Genomic DNA, 19381 nt, shown 5'->3' with positions numbered 1-19381 from the left:
GCCTCCAGCGTAGGACCTACAGCCAGCCTTGGCGCGAGGCTTGTACGCCGAGCTGGAATCGGGTCTGCGCTCCGAGAGCCTCTTGCAGCCGCCCGATCCGGCGGGCGATCGTCCGCTCGCTGACGCCGAACTCGCGGGCGATGGACTCGTCGGTCAGCCCAGCGCTCAGGTAGGTCAGCAGCCGCTTCGCGTCCAGGCTCGGCCCGGCCGTCACGTCGTTCAGCTCGGTCCCGTTCGTGATCGGCACGGCGATCCGCCAGAGCGCCTCGAAGATCCGTTCCAGCCCGCGGAGCAGCGGGGAGTCGTGCACCACCAGGGCGACGAACTCAGGCCCCCGCCGTACCTCGGCCCGGGCCCCGACCAGAGCCCAGCGGTCGTCGACGATCGTGATGTTCAGCGGTACGTGCGGGAACACCCGGGCCTGCTCGCCCGCCTCGATGCAGGACTGGACCATGTGCAGCGCGTTCGCGTCCTGGAGGACGTGCGCGCCGTAGATCACGTCGTACCGGACGCCGCGGTCGAGGGCGTCGAACATGCCGTCGACGATCCGCAGCTCGCGGGCGGCAAGGTTGCCGACCGTCATCGCCCGGACCTGGTCCCGGGCATCGCTCTGCACCGAGTTGAGGACCGCTTGCGAGGCGGCGTACGTCGGCAGCACCTCGAGGTAGTCCTGCTTGCCGGCGGCAGCCTTCCAGAGCTCCGAGAACATGTCAGCGCTGTCACGGGCGAGCTCTGCCTGCCGGACGTGCCGCTCTGCCAGCGCACTCATCGCCAGGCGGGGCGGACGAACCACGACCCCTTCGTCGGACCGCTCGACCAGGCCGAGGCCGGTCAGCTCGTCCAGGGCCGCTTCGTCGGCGTCCCGATTGTGCAGCAGGTCCAGGTACGCCGCCTCCGCTTCGGGCGAGAGCCCCAGTGCCTGCAGCGGTTCCATGCCTCTGTGTACCACCGGGCGACAGATTCCCGCCATGCCGGATTCTGACAGCGTTATCCCTCGTAGTGATCGCTACAGCCTGCCAATACTGATGCCGCTCTCTTCCCCGCCCGTCCCCTAGGAGTCCCTGATGAGAAAGAGCATCGTCTGGACGGCAGTCGCCGCTGCCGGCCTCTCGCTCGGTCTGGCATCCGCGCCGGCCGCGTCGGCGGCGCCCACCGCCGCTGTAGTGCAGCAGAACCTGTCCCCTGAGGTGCAGCAGGTCGTCGACAATCTCCCCGCCATGCGGGCCGCCGCGGAAGCCGGCCGGGAACGGCTCGGACTGGCCGACAGCCCGGTCCGCGACGCCCTGCTCGAGGCGATCGACCCCACGCAGTACGAGTGCTCCGACGCGACGCCTCCGGTCGTCGCCGCGATCATGCCCGACGTAAGCACGTGGACGTTCGAGCAGCGGCTGGCCGCGGTGCATGTGCTGCTCTACGACATGGCGCTGATGGACGCCGTGTACTTCCCGCAGAGCAAGCCGTTCAAGTACGGCGTACGAGGTGAGTTCACTCACAAGGTCGAGAAGACGTTCAAGGACCTCAAGGGGTTCTGGGACATCAAGAGCCGCGACATCGAACTGGTGCCGGCGCACGGCCGCATCATGCTGGACGCGGAACGCGACTACCGCGTCTTCACCGTCCTGTACGGCGCCGACCCGGCAGCATCCCGGGTGTCGGCGGATCTGGTCGCGCACGAGCTGAACAGTCCGGTGATGGGGTACGGCGACCTGCCGCTGTTCACCTTCAACGCCTACGCCGCTCCCGGTGGCGAGGCCATCCCCGGCTACGGCACGTCGCCCCGCCGGATCGCCTACGGCGACGGCGTACTCGAAGGCTTCAAGCGGGTCGGTCTGGACGACGTCGCGCCCGCGGCGATCCTGGCGCACGAGTACGGCCACCAGGTGCAGTACGCCGACGGCCTGATGCGAACCGACCTGCCGGCGCCCGAGGCGTCGCGGTGGGCCGAGCTGATGGCGGACTCGTTCAGCGCCTACTTCCTCACCCACGCCCGCGGCGAATCGATGAACTGGAAACGCGTACGCGACTTCGGCCAGATGTTCTACCAGCTGGGCGACTGCGGCTTCACCGCCGCCGGCCACCACGGCACACCGAACCAGCGGATGCGGTCCGCACTCTGGGGCGCAACGCTGGCAGCCAGGCTCCGGCCACGTGGACACATCCTGCCGTCACAGACCTTCGGACAACTGTTCAAGGCGCAGTACCCCCAACTGATCGCCCCCGACGCAACCAGCTGACCCCTGGGCCACGCGGGCCCCATTTGGGGCCTCGGACGGGCCTCTCGTGGCCCGCTTCCAGGGCGCCGTACGCCGACCACCTGCGGCGTACGGCGCCCGCCCTGGAACTCGTTTTGGACCCGAGGCCCAACTCCTCTATGCTTACGGCTGTCCCTGGAGCTTCGGCTCCCGCGGGTCCGAGTCCCCATCGTCTAGTGGCCTAGGACGCTGCCCTTTCAAGGCGGTAACGCGGGTTCGAATCCCGTTGGGGATACGGCCGAAAGGCCGGTGCAAGAACTAGCTCGGAGATGCTGTACGATCGTCGAGTCATTTGGCCCAGTAGCGCAGTTGGTTAGCGTGCCGCCCTGTCACGGCGGAGGTCGCGGGTTCGAGTCCCGTCTGGGTCGCCAGGAGAAGGCGGCGGTGTCCAACACCGCCGCCGATCTTTCTCCCCGGTCAGGTAGCTCAGCTGGTAGAGCGTCCGCCTGAAAAGCGGAAGGTCGGCGGTTCGAGACCGCCCCTGACCACCTTCTCTACCTGCGGTTTCTCCATCTGAGAACCGCCGATCCTCACACAATGACCGCAACGTCTGTTCGGTTTCCCCTGGTCGGGAACCGGCACCTGACCTTCCGCTAAGTATCGGAGAGGTCAGCGATGAGTGCGCACCCAACCGGCATCAGTCCGCCGCAGCAGATCGACCCCGTCGGCGTCGAGCCCTCGCACGTACCGCGTCTCACGCTGCTTGAAGGGCCGAGAAGGGAAGCGGATACTCGGCCCCATGGTGGGGAAGGTGTGGTTGGGCGCGGTGCTGGCGCTCGCTCTCGGAGGGTGTGGGTCCGAGGCAGACCCGGGCTCTGCGCCTAGTAGTACGTCGGCTCCTCGGCCGGCGTGGAAGACACCGGGCGGTGATCTGGTGCCGCAAGCTCAGCCCACACAAGCGTTTGTGGAGCGCGCGGGAGTGGCGGCGCGGGTCGTGCGGGCGGCGGGGATTCCGGCGCCGGTGACCGGGGTCTTCTTGTACTCGACGCGGACGCCGGGGCTCGGGTTCGACACCTGGCAGCAGAAGATCTCGTGGTTGTCCGGGCGGGTTGCCTTCGCGGACGGGGTCCAGTTCGCGGAAGGTGGTACGACGCGGGTCGATTTCGCGGATGGGTCGAACGAGACGATGCAGGTGCTCGACGCTCAGCAAGCTCTGACCGAGGCGATCGGTCCGCCGAACGACATGTGCGAGAGGATGCCGAGCTGCGAAACGCTCACGATCACCGCCAGCTCGTTGACGACGACTGACGTGGAGACCAGCCATGGCCGGGCGACCGTGCCGGCTTGGTCCTTCACGGTCCGAGGCCTGTCGAGACCTGTTGTCGCCGTCGCAGCCCCCGCGGGCGTGCTCAAGTCGCTGCAGTGGCCCAACCCGCTACCCGGCCTCGCCCGGCTCGAGCAGGGTCTGCTCCAGGTCGGCGTTCTCGACTGGGTCGACGGCAAGACCCTCAGTTTCGAGTTCAGCCACGGACTCTATGAGACCGACCTCCGGGCCCACGTCGTCGAGTACGACGATTTGGTGGTCATCGGTGGCAGTCACGGTCCATTGCTCCCGGCCGTTGCGGACGTCGGGAAGACATCGACCGCGGTCGTCACCCTCAGCAAGCCGCTCGGCGACCGGGCCGTCATCGCCGCCGACACCGGCATACGTCTCACGCCGTACCCGTACCTCAGACAGTGATGGAGATGAAGGCTCGGGTTTGGTCGGTGAGGGGCTCGTTCGACGGGGAGGCGTCCAGGGAGGAGGCGCCGCAGAAGCCGTGGATGCCGGTGGTTTTGCAGAGGACGCACTCGGCGTAGACGAGGTTCGGCGACCGGGCCGCCGTAAACCAGGGCTCGGATCTGATGACCGCAACCGGGACCGCAACAGGTGGCGACAGCAACCAACCGAGCCAACCGATGAGCCTTGCTCTGCAACACCGGTTCCATGGAGCCCAAGGGCCGCTGTCGACTGAAAAGCGGAAGGTCGGCGGTTCGAGACCGCCCCTGACCACCCTTCTTGAGCGTGAACCGGGCCAATCTGGCCCGCCCGCCAGCCCCTCGAATCCCCTTGAACGACCATCCGTAGTTGCACGGATGTTGCACGCTGCCGCTACGATCCGGCACGCTGCTTTTCGAGGTGCGATGCTCTCGCCATTGCCTCGCCAATCCGCGCCTGCAACTCCTTGGCGGGTTGATGTTCGTCGAAGTGCCTCGCGGCATACTCCCAAGGGCTCGGTGTCGACCCGGACGGCTCGACAGCAGCCTCGACCTCGTCATATAACTTCTCCACCTGGCAGACGAGGTCGGCGAGCTTCTTGTCGACCACTGTCGCCTTAGCCGTCCTGAGCTTGCGCATCGCGTGCCGACCATCGCCACCAAGTAGGCCTTGGTCCCGCAGGAACACCACCTGTTCCTCGTCCGTCGCCGCCTCCAGCTCTATCAGTGCTTCGCGAACCTCCAGCGCTCCGTGCGCTCGCCGTCTCCGCATAAACATGATCCAGGCGGCGGGAACCGCGATCGCAGCGATGGCAGTCAAAATCAGTCCTGTGATTTCCATGGGCGGGAGGGTAGAGGACCGCGCCCCCACTTTCCGGGAAAGCGGTACGACAACCGCCACATAGCTTCGGCTCCGCGTCTTCCCGTCTGCCGTTCAGCCCACGCGTAGCGCGATCAGGACTGGGCTGAGCGGCAGATGGGAAGACGCACCCCGACCCCACTCCGAACAGCCGGCCAAAAATCGGCCCGTCATCCCGGAGTCGTGAGGCCCCGCCGGAGACGATTGCTCTTGCTCCAGGAAAGACACCGAGAGCGGGCGCGGGCGGTGAACGGCCGGAGGCCGCATGCGCACGCCCGCGCCGCGCGCCGAAGGCGCGCCTTGATCTATAAGAGCCAAATTCGGCAGAGGGCCGACCTAGCTGAATGTCCTGTGCCGGGTGACGCTTGACAGTCGTGTGCCACCTGATGATTGACGCTCGCCATGTTCGGCCAGTCTGTGTCCGAGTTTCCGTGGGGCGTCGGTGACTCAGGAGGCCGGGATTGGCACTGGTTGTGTTGTCTGTTGTCGAGCAGCGGTTGGACGTGGTGCGGGCGGTTCTGGCGGGTGCGCGGGTGACGGAAGTGGCGGCCTCGGTAGGGGTGTCGCGTCAGACCGTGCATTCGTGGATGACCCGGTATCTGATCGAGGGCGTGGCCGGGTTGGCGGATCGGTCGCATCGTCCGGTGTCATGTCCGCATCAGGCATCGGCTGAGGTTGAGGTGCGAGTCGCGGAGATGCGCCGGACGCATCCGAGGTGGGGCGCACAGCGGATTCGGATGGAACTGCTGCGCGGTCGCGCCGGCGTGGAGGTGCCATCGGAGCGGACCGTCAACCGGATCCTGGTCCGTCAGGGGTTGCTGGTCGAGCGGCCTCGGAAACGGAGCCGGGACTCGTATCGGCGCTGGGAACGACCCGGTCCGATGCAGCTGTGGGGGATCGACATCGTCGGTGGGGTGATGATCGTGAACCCCGTGACCGGTGAGGTCCGGGAGGCCAAGGTGGTGACCGGCGTGGACGATCATTCCCGGTTTTGTGTGATCGCGGCGGTGGCGGAGCGGGCAACTGGTCGGGCGGTGTGTCTGGCGTTTGCCCAGGCCTTGCAGCGTTTCGGTGTTCCCGACGAGGTGCTGACCGATAACGGAAAGCAGTTCACCGGCCGGTTCGGCCAGGGCGGTGAGGTGTTGTTCGACAAGATCTGCCGCAAGAACGCGATCACGCACCGGCTGACCGCGCCGGCGTCGCCGAATCAGAACGGGAAGGTGGAGAGGTTCCACCTGACGCTGCGCCGCGAACTGCTCGACGATCACCAGCCCTATCTGTCGGTGGCGGCTGCGCAGGCCGCAGTGGACGGGTTCGTTGCCCGATACAACACCGACCGGCCGCACCAGGGGCTCGACGAGCGAGCGCCAGTGATGCCCGCCGACCGATTCCGCCCAGTGCCGCAGACCGAACAAGAGCTGCTGGAGCTGTGGCTCCCACCGCATCTCGCACCGGCAGAACCCAGCGATCACCAGGTCACCGACAATGACGTCGGGGTGTTGCCGGTCAGACAGTCGTGGGCCGGTGGCCCGATCGAGTTCGACCGGATCGTGCCACCCAGTGGGAACCTGCAAGTCGCCGGGAAACAGTTCTGGCTCGGACCCCAGCGGGCCGGGCAGACGCTGCGGTTCTGGGCCGACGTGAACCTGATCCACCTGCTCGTGGCCCGGGCCCGGATCAAGACCGTCCGCTCACACCTGACCGTGAACGACCTGGCGAGACTGGTCGCCGACGGCGCGACCAACGCCGGGCCCTCGCCGCTGCCGCAGATCGAGGGCAGCGACGCGATCGAGGTCGAGCGGATCGTCGCCCGCGGTGGCACCGTGGCCTTGGCCGGGAAGGTGCTCGTGGCCGCGGAGATCCTCGGCGGTCGCCGGGTCGGGATCCGCCTCGAGCCCGCCACGCTGATGTTCTACGACCTCGACACCCGCGAACTGCTCCGAGTCCGACCCAACCCGCTGACCATGGACCAGGCCCGCCGACTGCGCGGCAGCCGGCCCGCAGGACCACCCCCACGCCCATCGGTCGAACCGGTCCGCGTCCAGCGCCGCGCATCCAACTCCGGCGTCATCATGGTCTGCGGCCAAAAGATCTCCCTCGGCCGCGCCCACAAGCATCAAACCCTCACCATCTGGGTCTCCGAAACCACCCTGGCCATCGAACTCGACGACGAAGAAACCCGCGTGGTCCACCGCACCACCACCCTGCCGATCCGCAACATCAAGGCCGACCGGCCCCGGGCCACCACCGCGATCACCGAACAACCGAATGCCACCTCACGGTCAAGCCATCGATGAATCAGCCGATCAACCCGTTGGCCCGCGCCCGCCACAAATGCTCGCGCGCCGGCTTGGTGTCGAGCATCTTCAGACCGCGAACTGCCCAGTCTCGCAATGACTCGTCGTCGCCCTGGAGCTGCTCAACGAGCAACGCCAACGCATCCGGTGAACGCGCCTCACCGATGAGCTCGAGCAGCCAGCACCGCAAACCGTGGTCCGCACGCTCCTGATCGAACGCCGTTACCAGCTCATCGACATGTTCGGCGGCATACGGCAACAGCAGCTGAAACCCGTTCTCCTGAGCCTGCGGGTCCCGTCTGCGCATGAGCCGCATGGCCTGCTCGAACCGCTTCGTCACGCCGCGACACTATCCGCCCCGACCGAACCAGCGCGCCATACGATCGAACCAGACCGACCACGGACGGTCCCCCTCACTTTCCTAGGCGAGGTGTCAACCATCAACTGGCACAGAATCGTCAGGCATCAGGTGGCACACGACAGCCGACCTAGCTGAAGTCCTCTGTCGGGTGATGCGCGACGCTTGTCCGCCAGGAGATCTGCGAAAGCACGGATCGCGACGGATCCGGGCAGCTGGTTACAAGGTCGCTTCCCGGCCGAGCATTTCGTCCAGCTACTGGGCACCCGAACGAGACCCGAGGCCCTTCGTCGATCGTGGGGACTGAGCTCGCGACTCAGGGGCGCGCCCCGGCCGACTACTCGTCGTCCGCCAATACGACGCCCTCGGCCGAGCCCTGGACCATCTCCAGGGCGGGCCGGTACATGAATGGCACCCAGAAGTCGCTGAGCCTCGGCTCGAAGAAGCCGATGACGGCCAGTTGTTCGGCCACCTGCTCGGCCTCCACTTCTGTCACACCCCAGATCACCGCCAGGCTCGGCGCGTTCTGACGAGTCTTCCGGCCCTCAAGTTTCTCGATATAGGGACGCAGGCTCGGGTGCTCCGCGTACAGCGTCTGGGTCAGGCGCACCTTGGAGACCATCGGAAGCGCCTCCTTGAACGCCTGACGGTCAAATACCGTGTTTCCCTCGGGAGCCGCCTGCCCGGTCTCGAACCTGTTCAGCTGGCTGTTCCGGGCCTCCGTGAATAGGTGGATCAGTTCGCGCGGCGCGTTCTGCCCGGTCCCGTCCTTCGTGCGCGAAAGACACCAATCGATCGTTGCGGGCTTCTTGCTCCCCTGGTCGATCTGTGGCGGGTACACCTGGTAGAAGAAGGCTCTCTGCCGCTCGATGTCGGACAGGACCTCCTGCTGATCGACGCCGTAATGCGACCGAAGGCCGTCGCTGCGCAGGAGGCGCTGCACCGTCAGTCGTAGCAGCGTGTTCTCATTCCACTCGATGCGCAGGTCGCGCGTGATGTGGCTCGCCTCCCGGAAGCCGTCCCTCGTTATCGACTCCCAGATGTCCGACCGCAGGAAAATCTTCAGGTCGATGTTGCGCCTCGGCTGGAGATCGCGGTAGACCCGGAACAACGCTCGCAGGGCGTTGGTCTCCAGTTCGGCCGAGTCGGCGAAGGCGACGTCGAGTCGGTCCAGCAGGATCCAGATGGACGTCTCAGCATCGTAGAGCGCCTGCTCTGCCAAATCGAACAGTTCATCGATGAAGAGTGTGCCGCTCTTCCGCTGTTCGGTGCTCGGTTCAACGAATGTGATCTTGGGGACGAACGTGGGTGCGCCGGTGGTCGGGTCGATGGTCACCGTCGCCTCGATCGAGGCGGGCGGACGGAAGAAGGACTTGACGTAGTCCATGGCCCTGCGCACCAATTGGCGGCGGGCCGCATTGCCTGGGGGGAGGAGCTCCGCCTCCTCGAGTTTCGCGAGCAACTGCATCGCTGGGGCGCTCGTGAGGTCGTACGCCTCCAGTGTCTGCGCAATGATCGTCAGGAAGTAGACCTTCCAGAGTCCGATGAACTCGGCTTCGGAAGTCGGAGGTTCTTTCTCGACCTCGGCGAACGCAGTCCCACCGCTGGGGTTCTCGGCGGTCGCCAAGAGGATGCCGCGATCGAAGAAGTCGCTCTCCCGCGCCATGAGCATTGAATAAATCGCGCTCTTCCCGCCGCCCTTTGGCGCGAAGATGACGTCCGCCTCCCCGTGGTAGACCTTGCGCCAGTTCTCGGTCTCGACGAAGTAGTTGGACAGATCGTCCCGCTCCTCTTCCGCCACCCGGGAACCCAGGGAGATCGATTGCACGACCTGCTGAGCGTCCACCCCCGCACCTCCACTTCCGTGTGTGCCCGTCTTCCTACCAGAAGCGACGGCGGATTGGGCACGGTCCCGGCCTAGTCGGCCGCGGAATGTGGCCGGTCGCTTTCAGCAGCAGTGCCCTGCACCCGGCCGAGATCTTCCGGCCGGCGCCCCAGATGGTCGCCAGGCTTCTAGCGTGTCGCGGATCAGTTGGCGGACAGGTGTCGCGGAGGCGAGCTGCACAGCAGCAGCGTGCCGAGCAGGCCGAGGTCGACCTCGCGGCCGCAGCTGCCGAGCGCGATCAGGCGGAGCATGCTCGACGCGCATCAGCACCGCGTCGCTGACCTGAAGGCGGACCTTGACCGGCTCAACGACGAATTGGAGCAGGCCCGGCAGACACTTCGGGAGGCGCTTAAGCAGTTGCCACGCTTGCAGCGCGCGTTCAACCAGGCGTCGCGCAACGCGTCAGCGATTCAGAGTCGACGGGATACCGAGCAACGGCGTCTCGGGACGCTCAGTCGTCGCGCAGCGGACGTCAGCCCACGGGAGCCCCGGGCCACACCGTGTAGGCAGCGCGAGTGGCCTTGATCAGCGCGGGCATGCCGGTCCAGGCCTCTCGGTAGCTCAGGCCGACCGGGAGACTTTCTGGCACATTGTCCGAGGTGCCGGTGTCACCCCCGACCACCTTCCCGGTGCTGTCGTAGAGCACGGTCTGCTGGGTGACGCCGCCAACCAGCACGAACCCGGTCGTGTTCGTGACCCTGGCGGACAGGTTGTAAGACAGTGGGGCGTCGGTGTAGGTCGGTTCGTGGCCGGCGGCGAGGCGTACGCCGCTGGTCTTGAGTATCGGGAAGTCACCTTGCGTCGTGCGCGGTTTCTGGGTCACCTGGATCTTCGCGGGAGTGCCGGTCAGCTTGGTATTGAGCGCGCCGCCGCCGCCGAGATAGCCGAAGTAATCGAAGGTGTTGTTTCCCGGGATGGTCGGGAGGGTGTCTTCGCTGGAGCCGACGATGACCCCTTCGGCGTCGAGTGCGAGCGCGTCGAGCGTCACCTTGGCCGGTGAGCTGTTGGCGTTCGTGACTCGTGCGACGTACCAGACCTGGGTTTCGTCGAAGAACTTTCCGGTGTGGCTCCAGACGAGCCGCACCGAGACTGGCGCTGTCGTCGGGGTTGGGGTGTCGCTGGTCGGGGCCGGCGACAGCTGGGCTGTGGCGATCGAGTTGTTCTGCGGGGTCTCGGCTGACGGCGGGGTGTCGCCACCGCTGCAGGCCGCGAGACCGAATACGGCGACGAATGCAGCGACGACTGCGCGCGTGCGGGCGCGATGAGACATCCGAGTTCCTCCCCGATCCCGAGCCCCCGTCGGGATACGAGAGAAACGGTAACGCTGGGTAATGGATCTGACTAGTCCGGAAATACGTGGTCAGAGGAGCGGCTGTTCAAGCGTCGCGATGCGCGTTGACGAATGCACTGATCATCGAGCAGATGTGCGTTGCGACCTCCTGACCGCGTTCACGGTCCAAGTGCTGCTCCCGAGTTTCGCCTGCCTTGTGAGCCTCGTAAAGCCGCGACCCCCAAAAGATGTTGCTTGGCCCTAACTGCTCCGTGGCGAACTCCTGCAGCACTCGGTGCGCTCCGTCAGGCCAACTCGAAACGTAGCCGGACCAGAAGGCGTCGACGGTTGCCCACGACACTGGGCTGACGTACATGCCGGTGCGCGGCGAGAAGAGCGCGCACACGTCGAGGGCCTGCTCTGCTTGCTCCCTGGTCAATCGAAACGTCACCTGGCGATTTTCCTGCCTCGGGCCGCATTGGACTAGCTCATCGCGCGACACGTGTCGCGTCCGCGCATCGACATGAGCGCGCGGAATGCGGCATATGCGGTAAACGGGGTGTGCAACGTTTGGGTGGTGACGAGCATCTTTATGGATGTGACAACGAACTCGAGCACTGCCCCGGCACTGCTAGCGGTCATGTGTCTAGGCCTCGGCGCGTGTAGCGCCCCTGCCAGTGACTCCACGCAGGGTTCGACGACCGCCGTGGTCTCATGCGCGAGTGCTCCCTTGTCAGTCACCTTCGCTGATCTCACCGTGAAGGCAGTCAACACGGGGACCAGCACGTGCAACCTTTCCGGGAGTCATCCGGTGGAGCTGCCGTGGTGGCGCATCGTGGGCCCCGGACCCTCCCCTGCTGCCGGCGCACTGCCTCCGGGCGCTGCTTTGGTGCAGGCCTACAAGCCTGAAGGCAGCAATGGTTGTCCATGGCCTGGTACACCGAGTGGTGCCGCCCAACTCACCGTGTCTGTCGAGGGAAGGGCTCACGTGCTGAGCCTGCCTTCGAAGGTCGTGCATGAGATTACGGAGTGCGACATGGTCTCGGTCCTGTCTCCGACCATTGAGCCCCGGGCCTCCTCATGAACTCGACGCGGCCGCGCCCAGACTCCAAGCAGAGCGAACTCCATCGGACTGCCGTCATAGGACGCAAGCAACGTCCGCAATTCGGCAGATCCGGACGAGTGCTGTAGTCCTCAGTTTCCCAGGTACTTCTTGTCGGTCCGCTCCGGTTGCAGTGAGTTGGTCGGCGGCCGGACACCCGAGCTTGTTCCATGCGCGCTGGAAGTCGTCGCTTGTGAATCGGTTCGGGATCCGGGCTTGGACAGCCCTGACGACCCTGCGTCGGGCCCAGTTCGCCAGCGCCAACGACGTTGCGCACACGCTCCTTGATGATCACATTGCTGCCACCCTCGCTCCCCCTATGTTCCAGTCATCGCAGGCCAAGGGCTGGAACATAGGGGGAGAGGTGAGCGGCAGGTGTAGCAGTTGGTGCAGCAGCATAGGGCTACTGCTACCCCTCTTCATGACCGCCCAGCGACCGTAGCCGCAGTCATCGCCGAGATGGTGCGCCAGGGTTTCGCGACCTGAAAAGCGGAAGGTCGGCGGTTCGAGACCGCCCCTGACCACCATCACCCTCTCCGCACACCGGGGAGGGATTTTCTTTCCCACGCACGCTCCGCGACCGCTTCCTTCGTCGCTCCGCTCCTCAGCGCACCCACTCCACAAGCTCCCACCCACCTTCCGGCGAATCACCGGCAATCCTGCCGCTACCGCGGCATCGGCGGACTACCGCCCGCAGCACGCGCTCATCGCGCGACCACCCGCATCACGGCGAGCACGAAGTGGATCTCCGTCCGAGATCCGCCGATCTCCCGCGATGACCGCAACCAGTACCGCAACGCCTGCTGGCAATCAGCTCCGCGAGCTGATCAAGCGTCTTCGCTGGGCCAAGTCGAGTACGAAGCCGGGCCGCTTGTCGGACCTGCCTAGGAGTGCTAGTCAATGCTAGGCAGGCCGTGGTGGCGCGGAGAAGCGGTCGGGATCGCGCGACAGACGGTGGTCGCTGATGCTGCGAGGCGCGTTCGGGTCAGGGGCTGGGACGGTCGAAGATGAGTTCCAGGCCGTCCTCCTCATCCCACTGTTCGCCGTTCTCGACGAAGCCGAAGCCGGCGATGGTGGCCAGCGATGCCTGGTTGGTGGGGCTGATTGTGGCCCGCACGGTCCGTACTGCGGGTTCGGTTGCCGCACGCTCCAGGAGGGCGGACACGATCGCCTTGGCGAAACCTTGTCGCCGGTACGGCGGGTCGACCGTATAGCCGATCTCCACCATGCCGGCCGCGTCCGGTGGACCGTGGAAACCGGCATAGCCGACCACGATCCCGTCGGCCACGACGAGCTTGACGAGCCACCCGAAGGTGCTGGGATCCCTGGTCAGCTGATCGAGGCGGTACTGCCAGAGCCACTTGGCCCGGTCAGTGAGGAACTCGTCGCCGAGTGGGAAGCCGAGCTCGGTCTGCGCGGCGGGACGGTCGTCGGCCAGCAACGCGCTCAGCGCAGTACCGGTCATCTCGACGAAGCGAACCGCTCGAGGGCAAGTAGTAGTCATCGCAGTCATCCTCGGCCCCGGTGGCCCCGCCAGACCAACCATTTACGCCAGCACCGCGGCGTACCTGATCGCGTCGACGTGGACTTGTCTGGCTTCAGTTGAAGGCCTTCGCTAGGCGGGTTAGGCCTTCGGCGATCTCGCTAGGGGTGTGGGTGGTGAAGGAGAGGCGCATCGTCGTCGGGTCGGCTTCGCCGGCAAAGAAAGGGGCGCCGGGGACGAAGGCGACGTTGTGGGTTATTGCTCGGTGGAGTAGGGCGGTTGCGTTGTGGCCGGTGGGGAGGTGGGCCCAGAGGAACATGCCGCCTTCGGGGTGGTTCCAGGTACTGCCAGGTGGCAATGCGTTGGGCAGGCCGGTGAGGAGGGCGTCGCGGCGTTGGCGGTAGGCGTTGCGGACGGTGGTGAGGTGGGCGTCGAGGTCGCAGTCGGCTAGGTAGCGGGCCGCGGCGGCCTGGTCGACTGTTGACGTGTGTAGGTCGGCGGCCTGCTTGGCGATCACGCATGCGCGTCGGAGTTCGGCCGGACCGCGCAGCCAGCCGAGGCGCAGCCCGGGGGCCATCACCTTGGAGAAGCTGCTCAGCAGGACCGTGCGGTCCTCTGCCCCGGCGCAGCCCGCGATCCACTGCACCGGTTGGCCGCTGAAGCGGAGTTCGCCGTACGGGTCGTCTTCAACGATCCACAACCCGCGCCGTGCCGCCACCTCCGCGACTGCTTGCCGGCGTTCGAGTGGCAGCGTGCGGCCGGTCGGGTTCTGGAAGTTGGGCACCAGGTACAGCAGCTTGGGTCGTTCCGTTGCGACCAGCGCGTCCAGTGCCTCCGGCAGGATGCCGTCCGCATCGGTGGGGACCGGAATGATCCGTGCTCCCGCAAGTCCGAAGCACTGCAGCGCGGCCAGGTACGTCGGGTCCTCGACCAGGACGGAATCGCCAGGCTCCAGCAGGGCCGACGCCAGCAATGACAGGCCCTGCTGCGAGCCGCCGGTAATCAGCAGGTCATCGCCGTCGGTCGGCAGCCCTCGCATGGTGAGCCGGGCGGCGACGGCCGCGCGCAGTGACGGGTCGCCCTCGGTGGTCGAGTACTGCAGGACCTGCCGCGGCGACTCGCGCAGTACGGCGTCGTACGCCGCGCGGATGCCGTCCGTGTCGAAAAGCTCCGGGGCGGGCAGACCGCCCGCGAACGAGATGACCTCGGGGCGTGCGGTCAGCGCCAGGATGTCCCGAACCGGAGACCCACCCACATCGGCAGTACGGGCTGCAAGAGCAGGTACGGCGGCAGCGCCGACCTCGGCTGGGGTCGTCATAGCTGCTCAGCCTACGAAGACTCGTTCCTTCAGCCCGGGAATTTCACGATGCGGTCGCCCGGCGCGAACTCTTGGGTCGGGGCTTGCGTCTGTTCACTGGAGTCGGCCACTTGAGATAGGAGAACGTGGAATGCTCCCAGAGCTCGTTCAGGATCTGTGCGATCGCTTCCTTTCGCTGGTAGATCGCGAACTCGTGACCGGGCTCTATCTCCATGGCGGGTTGGCCTTTGGGGAGTGGGCGCCGTCGCAGTCCGATGTCGACTTCGTTGCGACGCTCGCGCATCGGCCGGACGCGGTCGAGGTGGAGGCGCTGCGAGGCGTCCACGCGCAGATGGCGGCGTACTCCAAGACTCGGTTCGACGGGCCGCACCTGCTTGCGGCAGACCTGGCGAGCGACCCGCGTACGGTGCCGGAGGTTCCGGAGATGATGTTCACCGGCAAGCTCGAGGTGATCGCCTCGCCGTCGTGGATGATTGTTTGGCACGAACTGGCGCAGGGTGGGGTCACGGTTGCCGGGCCGGACTTGTCCACGCTCGAGATCTGGACCGACAAGCAAGCGCTGCGTGACTACACGGTGGGCAACCTCGATACCTACTGGCGCCGCAACGCCGAAGGCCTGGCGCGGGCGACTCCTGCCGATCTTCCGGCAGACAAGAAGGAGCGCGACTATCTGCTTGCGCACTGCATCCTCGCCTCCGTGCGATTGCATCACCTCTTGGTCACCGGCGAGATGACAGCCAAGTCGCGCGCCGGCCGCTGGGCGCTGACGCACTACGACGAGCGCTGGCACCGTGTGCTGACAGAAGGCCTGCATCTCCGCGAGGCCACCGGCACATCCGGGTACGCCGACCAGGCCGAACTGCTCGCAGACGTCCGGGACTTCCTGGCGTACGTCGTGGAAAGCGGCACCGGCAGATCTGTGGCCGGCACCTGATCCAGCTACATGCGGGATCGCAGTACGTCGAACTCGCAGCCCGGCGAGTTCGGGTCGAAGCCGTGTTCGACAAGCCAGCGGGATGCGCCGAGGCTTCGCAGCGACCACCATCCACGGATCACGTCGAGGTCGACGTCGGCGCCGTACCCGGCGATGACGTCGGCGAGGTGCTCCTCGTGTCCGAGGGTCAAGATCGCGAGGTCGAACAGGGCATCGCCCTGGCTCGCCTCGGACCAGTCGATCACGCCGGTGACCTTGTCACCGTCGACGAAGACATGCGTGATCTGCAGGTCGCCGTGGATGAACACCGGTGTCCACGGCCGGAGCGCAGCCTCGGCAACCTCGCGATTGCGCGTGACCAGCTCCTTGGGAAGGACGCCGCTCGAGATGAGCCAGTCACATTCGCCGTCAAGGTGCGCTGTGATGTCGTCGAGGTTTCCGCCGGGCCATGGCGGGAGCGGCGCATCGTGCAGCGCCCGGATCGCTGCACCGGCGGCGGCCCACGCTGCCGGCGACGCGGGCGAAGGCTCGCCGAGCACGCCGAGTGCGGTTCCCGGGACGGCGGCGATCGCGAGCACGGGCGGCTTGCGCCACAGGATCTGCGGGGTCGGGATCGGCGCGAGAGCCATCGCCTCGACCTCGACGTCGATGTTCGCCTGATCAGAGTCGATCTTCAGAAACACGTCACCGACCCGCAGCGTCGCTCGTTCGCTATGGGCAACGACGACCTGGACCTCTTCCACCGCGTCATCATGGCGGGTAAGACCACCGACGTCACTGGATTATCACGTGCGCCGTCACGAGCAGTCAGCAAAGGACGGAGTATTTCGACGTATTATGCGGGTTCAGTTGGATTCAGGTCGAGTTCGGTACTACGGTAGAGCGAAGGTGTACTACGGTCTGTTGAGTGCGGACTGTGATCGGGGAAACGCAAGGAGTCGACGAATCTGAGCGTGCGGGGGATCCGGAAGATCTTCGGTCCGAAGTTCAGATGTAGTCAGTGGAGTCGAGTAGAGCGGGTATAGGATCAGCCGGATCCGGGACACCCGTCGTTGGCTGACCAGATTTCGGGAGTGACAGTGGCCCCCTCACCAGAGGCCGTACGACTCGCCAGGAGGCTTCGGGAGCTCCGGGAGTCGCAGCGACTGACCCAGAAGGATCTGTCGCGCGCGCTCAGTTCCGAGTCGCGGGTCGCGGTGGCGACGATCAGCTCGTGGGAGTCACAAGGCAACCCGAAACTTCCGCCGGAAGAGCGCCTGCGGTCGTACGCGCTGCTGTTCGCGAAGTCCGTCGTACCGGAAGGCACCACGCGGTTGCCGCGGGAGCAGGACCTGAACGCGGCGGAGCGGGAGCGCTTCAACACTCTCCAGCGCGAGCTGATCGCGTTGCGGGACTCAGTTCGTCATCAAGCCGACCCGTCACCTGTCAGTGGGTCGTACACGTTCGACTTCGAGTCCGGGCCGATCACGCTGATCTGCCCGGAAGCCCCGGCGGAGGGGCGCTCTCCGCTCGCGGCCGAGGACAATCCGAACTACACCAGGTTGTACAGATACGCCGACCTCGACGCACTGATCGAGATGTGGGGCCACGTACGCGCTTCCAACCCGGAGCTCCGCACGCGACACCAGATTCCTTCTGAGGTGAACGCGGACCACCTGTCCGGTCACCTCATCCTGCTCGGCGGCATCGCCTGGAACCAGGTCGCCGGTCGCCTGCTGCGAGTACTCGACCAACTGCCGATCCGGCAGATGTCCGTCGCGGACCTCGCCGACGGGGAGATCTTCCGATCGCGCGACGGCCGCGAGTACCGGCCCTTGTGGGAAGAACTCAAGGACGCCGATGCGGACGCACCGTCGAAGGCGGAGCTCGAGGCGGTCCAGGCCCAGGATGCCTGGAAGGGCGAGACTCCGCGCGAGCTCGTCGAGGACGTCGCCCTTCTCGCCCGGTTGCGCAATCCGTTCAACCACAGTCGAACCATCACCATCTGCAATGGCGTCTACAGCCGCGGTGTCCTCGGCGCAGTACGGACCCTCACCGACGACGCCGTCCGTGAACGCAACGAGGCCTACCTCGCGAACCGGTACCCGGGCGGCATCTTCGGTCTGCTCCTGCGTGTGCCAGTCATCAACGGCGAGGCCATCACCCCAGACCTGGAAATCCCGGAGAACCGCCTCTACGAGTGGTCCCCCGAGGAGGAGGACGAATGAGCCGTCAGCTCAAGCACGGCCAATCTCACGCGTCGCTGTTGCGCGACGTTTCCGCCGCCAGTGCGGCGCCGGCCGCGCGCAGCGGGCTGGACGCCATCGTCGTCCCGGCCGCCCGGCCGGCATCGGCCCTGCAGGACGTCATCACGCTGTCCGCGACGATGTCCGTGCCGCTCGTCATCCTGTGCAGCCGGCAGGCACAGGTCGGGCAGGTCGTGCGCCGGGTGGAAAGGACGTTCGGCGCCAGAGCACTCGTCGTCGAGGTGCCTGACAACTACAAACTTCCGTACGACGCTCCGCTGACGTCCGGCCCGGAGTTCAAGATGGCCTCCGCCGGCCGGTCCAGCGACCTCAGCGCCAAGCGGAACATCGGCCTGCTGCTCGGCCGGATGCGCGGCTGGAACAAGATCCTGTTCGTCGACGACGACATCAGCCAGTTCAATCCCTGGGATGTCGACCGGCTGTCCGGGACTCTCGACCGGCACCCGGTCGCCTCGATGGTCAGTCGGTACTTCCCGGACAACTCGGTGGTTTGTCACGCGCGCCGGCTCGCCGGATTCAAGCAGGACGTGTTCGTCAGCGGCGCGGCTCTCGGCGTCAACCTGCAGCATCCGGGGTTGTCGTTCTTCGCCGACGTCTACAACGAGGACTGGCTCTTCTTCGCCCGGCACGCGGCCGAGCGGTCGTTGCCGAGGATCGGCGAGGTCCGGCAGGAGAAGTACGCGCCGTTCGCGGATCCGGGACGCGCGGATCGCGAGGAGTTCGGCGATCTGCTGGCCGAGGGTCTGTACGCGCTCTTCGAGAGCACGCCGGACTGGACCTTCAAAGAACAGCTGGCGGCCGCGAGCCGCGAGAGCCTGTGGCGAGAATTCACCGAGATCCGGCTGGAGACGATCGAGGAGACGATTGCGGCGCTGTCCGACGCCCAGCCGTCGGCGAACCCGGTCGACTATCTGAAGATGCTGGATGCGCACGAGTCCCTGCTCACCGCGAAGAACCGGGCCGCGAGCATCAGCCCCGGGCTTTGCGTGAACTTCATCGACAAATGGCAGGAAGACGAGCTGCGCTGGGAGCAGGTGCTCTGGCGGTACACGTCGGAGCTCTCCGACCGCGACGCGCTGGCCGAGCTCGGTCTACAGACGTGGGCCTCTTGTGGTTACGGCCTGTCAGCCCGGTCGCCGCGGCGCGTCGAACCGCAGACGAATTTCCAGCCGACCGGAGCCGTCGGCTAGCGGTTGGCATTCGCCGGTCGGGCTGAATCCGAGCCGGTCGTACACGTGGCGGGCGACGGTGTTGGTGTCCAGCACCCACACCCGCCACTCGGTGACATCGGGCTCGACGTCGGACAGATGCCCGAAGATCGCCCGCAGCACCCCGGTACGGCGGTGCCGCGGATCGACCCACACCGACTCGACGTGCCGCTCGTACGGCGGCCGGCCGTCGACGCGGACGGAACTCGCCAGACCGATGATCCGTGCCTGGTGGCGGGCGACGGCCCAGCGCATCCGGGTGAAGCGTTCTCGCCATCCGTCCTCGCCGACGGCCACCTCGTCTTCGTACTCCGAGATGTACGCCGACGGGGAATCCTTCAGCGCCCGGAGGCGGACCTCCCGGGCGACGGGCCAGTCGTCGGTATCGAGCGTGGCGAGTTCCAAGGTCCCGGACCCCCTCGGTCGACGGCAGCAACGCATCCATCCCAGTGTCGCCGTTTCACCCGAACG

General features: G+C 66.3%; 16 protein-coding genes and 3 tRNA genes. 9 read left to right on the top strand and 10 right to left on the bottom strand.

All coding sequences use genetic code 11. From position 1 onward, the window contains the following. Positions 1–16: 16 nt before the first annotated feature. Positions 17–934: a helix-turn-helix transcriptional regulator gene (locus OHA18_RS18030; RefSeq protein ID WP_329005267.1), complete on the bottom strand. Its 918-nt coding sequence runs from the start codon at positions 932–934 to the stop codon at positions 17–19. 130 nt (positions 935–1064) lie between these two features. Between OHA18_RS18030 and OHA18_RS18025 the strand changes: the two genes are divergently transcribed. The 5 genes from OHA18_RS18025 (at position 1065) to OHA18_RS18005 (ending at position 3933) form a co-directional block, all read left to right on the top strand. Beyond that, positions 1065–2234 (top strand): hypothetical protein, encoded by a 1170-nt coding sequence (locus tag OHA18_RS18025; protein ID WP_329005266.1) that lies wholly within the window; start codon positions 1065–1067, stop codon positions 2232–2234. Between the two features lie 180 nt (positions 2235–2414). Continuing rightward, positions 2415–2487, top strand: a tRNA-Glu gene (locus OHA18_RS18020). A gap of 59 nt (positions 2488–2546) precedes the next feature. After that, a tRNA-Asp gene (locus OHA18_RS18015) sits at positions 2547–2623 on the top strand. A 44-nt stretch (positions 2624–2667) separates the two neighbouring features. Further along, positions 2668–2740: transfer RNA gene (locus tag OHA18_RS18010), tRNA-Phe, on the top strand. 416 nt (positions 2741–3156) lie between these two features. Then, entirely contained in the window at positions 3157–3933 is a 777-nt protein-coding gene (locus OHA18_RS18005; RefSeq protein WP_329005265.1) for a hypothetical protein, read from the top strand. A 411-nt stretch (positions 3934–4344) separates the two neighbouring features. Here OHA18_RS18005 and OHA18_RS18000 read toward each other — a convergent pair whose 3' ends face one another. Beyond that, entirely contained in the window at positions 4345–4791 is a 447-nt protein-coding gene (locus OHA18_RS18000) for a hypothetical protein (RefSeq protein ID WP_329005264.1), read from the bottom strand. A 494-nt stretch (positions 4792–5285) separates the two neighbouring features. On the opposite strand from OHA18_RS18000, the gene OHA18_RS17995 reads away from it, so the two are divergent. Continuing rightward, complete coding sequence (locus tag OHA18_RS17995) at positions 5286–7106, top strand: IS481 family transposase (protein ID WP_442914416.1); 1821 nt, start codon at positions 5286–5288, stop codon at positions 7104–7106. A gap of 1 nt (position 7107) precedes the next feature. On the opposite strand, the gene OHA18_RS17990 is transcribed toward OHA18_RS17995, so the two are convergent. From OHA18_RS17990 to OHA18_RS17965, 6 genes are all read right to left on the bottom strand, one after another. Continuing rightward, a complete protein-coding gene (locus OHA18_RS17990) occupies positions 7108–7446 on the bottom strand; it encodes a HEAT repeat domain-containing protein (RefSeq protein ID WP_329005263.1) in 339 nt (112 codons plus the stop codon). Positions 7447–7801: 355 nt separating this feature from the next. Then, positions 7802–9310 (bottom strand): P-loop ATPase, Sll1717 family, encoded by a 1509-nt coding sequence (locus tag OHA18_RS17985; protein WP_329005262.1) that lies wholly within the window; start codon positions 9308–9310, stop codon positions 7802–7804. A gap of 511 nt (positions 9311–9821) precedes the next feature. Further along, positions 9822–10619, bottom strand: coding sequence for a hypothetical protein (locus tag OHA18_RS17980; RefSeq protein ID WP_329005261.1), 798 nt, complete (start codon positions 10617–10619; stop codon positions 9822–9824). Positions 10620–10725: 106 nt separating this feature from the next. After that, entirely contained in the window at positions 10726–11070 is a 345-nt protein-coding gene (locus OHA18_RS17975) for a hypothetical protein (protein WP_329005260.1), read from the bottom strand. A 1636-nt stretch (positions 11071–12706) separates the two neighbouring features. Further along, positions 12707–13225: a GNAT family N-acetyltransferase gene (locus OHA18_RS17970; protein WP_329005259.1), complete on the bottom strand. Its 519-nt coding sequence runs from the start codon at positions 13223–13225 to the stop codon at positions 12707–12709. 94 nt (positions 13226–13319) lie between these two features. Continuing rightward, on the bottom strand, positions 13320–14522 hold the full coding sequence (locus OHA18_RS17965; protein ID WP_329005258.1) for an aminotransferase-like domain-containing protein: 1203 nt from the start codon (positions 14520–14522) through the stop codon (positions 13320–13322). Between the two features lie 130 nt (positions 14523–14652). Here OHA18_RS17965 and OHA18_RS17960 point away from each other — a divergent pair, with 130 nt between their 5' ends. Further along, positions 14653–15456 carry an aminoglycoside adenylyltransferase domain-containing protein gene (locus OHA18_RS17960; protein WP_329005257.1) on the top strand — a complete coding sequence of 268 codons (804 nt, stop codon included), beginning with the start codon at positions 14653–14655 and terminating at the stop codon, positions 15454–15456. Between the two features lie 5 nt (positions 15457–15461). Here the strand turns inward: OHA18_RS17960 and OHA18_RS17955 are convergent, their stop codons facing one another. Then, the gene (locus OHA18_RS17955) at positions 15462–16199 is read right to left on the bottom strand and encodes a phosphotransferase family protein (RefSeq protein WP_329005256.1); all 738 of its coding nucleotides are present in this window, start codon (positions 16197–16199) and stop codon (positions 15462–15464) included. Between the two features lie 336 nt (positions 16200–16535). Between OHA18_RS17955 and OHA18_RS17950 the strand changes: the two genes are divergently transcribed. Next, positions 16536–17663 carry a hypothetical protein gene (locus OHA18_RS17950; RefSeq protein ID WP_329005255.1) on the top strand — a complete coding sequence of 376 codons (1128 nt, stop codon included), beginning with the start codon at positions 16536–16538 and terminating at the stop codon, positions 17661–17663. Continuing rightward, positions 17660–18892, top strand: coding sequence for a hypothetical protein (locus OHA18_RS17945; RefSeq protein ID WP_329005254.1), 1233 nt, complete (start codon positions 17660–17662; stop codon positions 18890–18892). The genes OHA18_RS17950 and OHA18_RS17945 overlap by 4 nt, the downstream gene beginning before the upstream one ends. Here the strand turns inward: OHA18_RS17945 and OHA18_RS17940 are convergent. After that, entirely contained in the window at positions 18827–19315 is a 489-nt protein-coding gene (locus tag OHA18_RS17940; protein WP_329005253.1) for a GNAT family N-acetyltransferase, read from the bottom strand. The two genes, OHA18_RS17945 and OHA18_RS17940, sit on opposite strands and share 66 nt — an antisense overlap. Between the last annotated feature and the right edge of the window lie 66 nt (positions 19316–19381).

Source organism: Kribbella sp. NBC_00709 (assembly GCF_036226565.1).
Classification (GTDB): Bacteria; Actinomycetota; Actinomycetes; order Propionibacteriales; family Kribbellaceae; genus Kribbella.
Note: the sequence above shows the minus strand (reverse complement) of the source record. Positions and strands in the feature narration are given on the sequence as shown.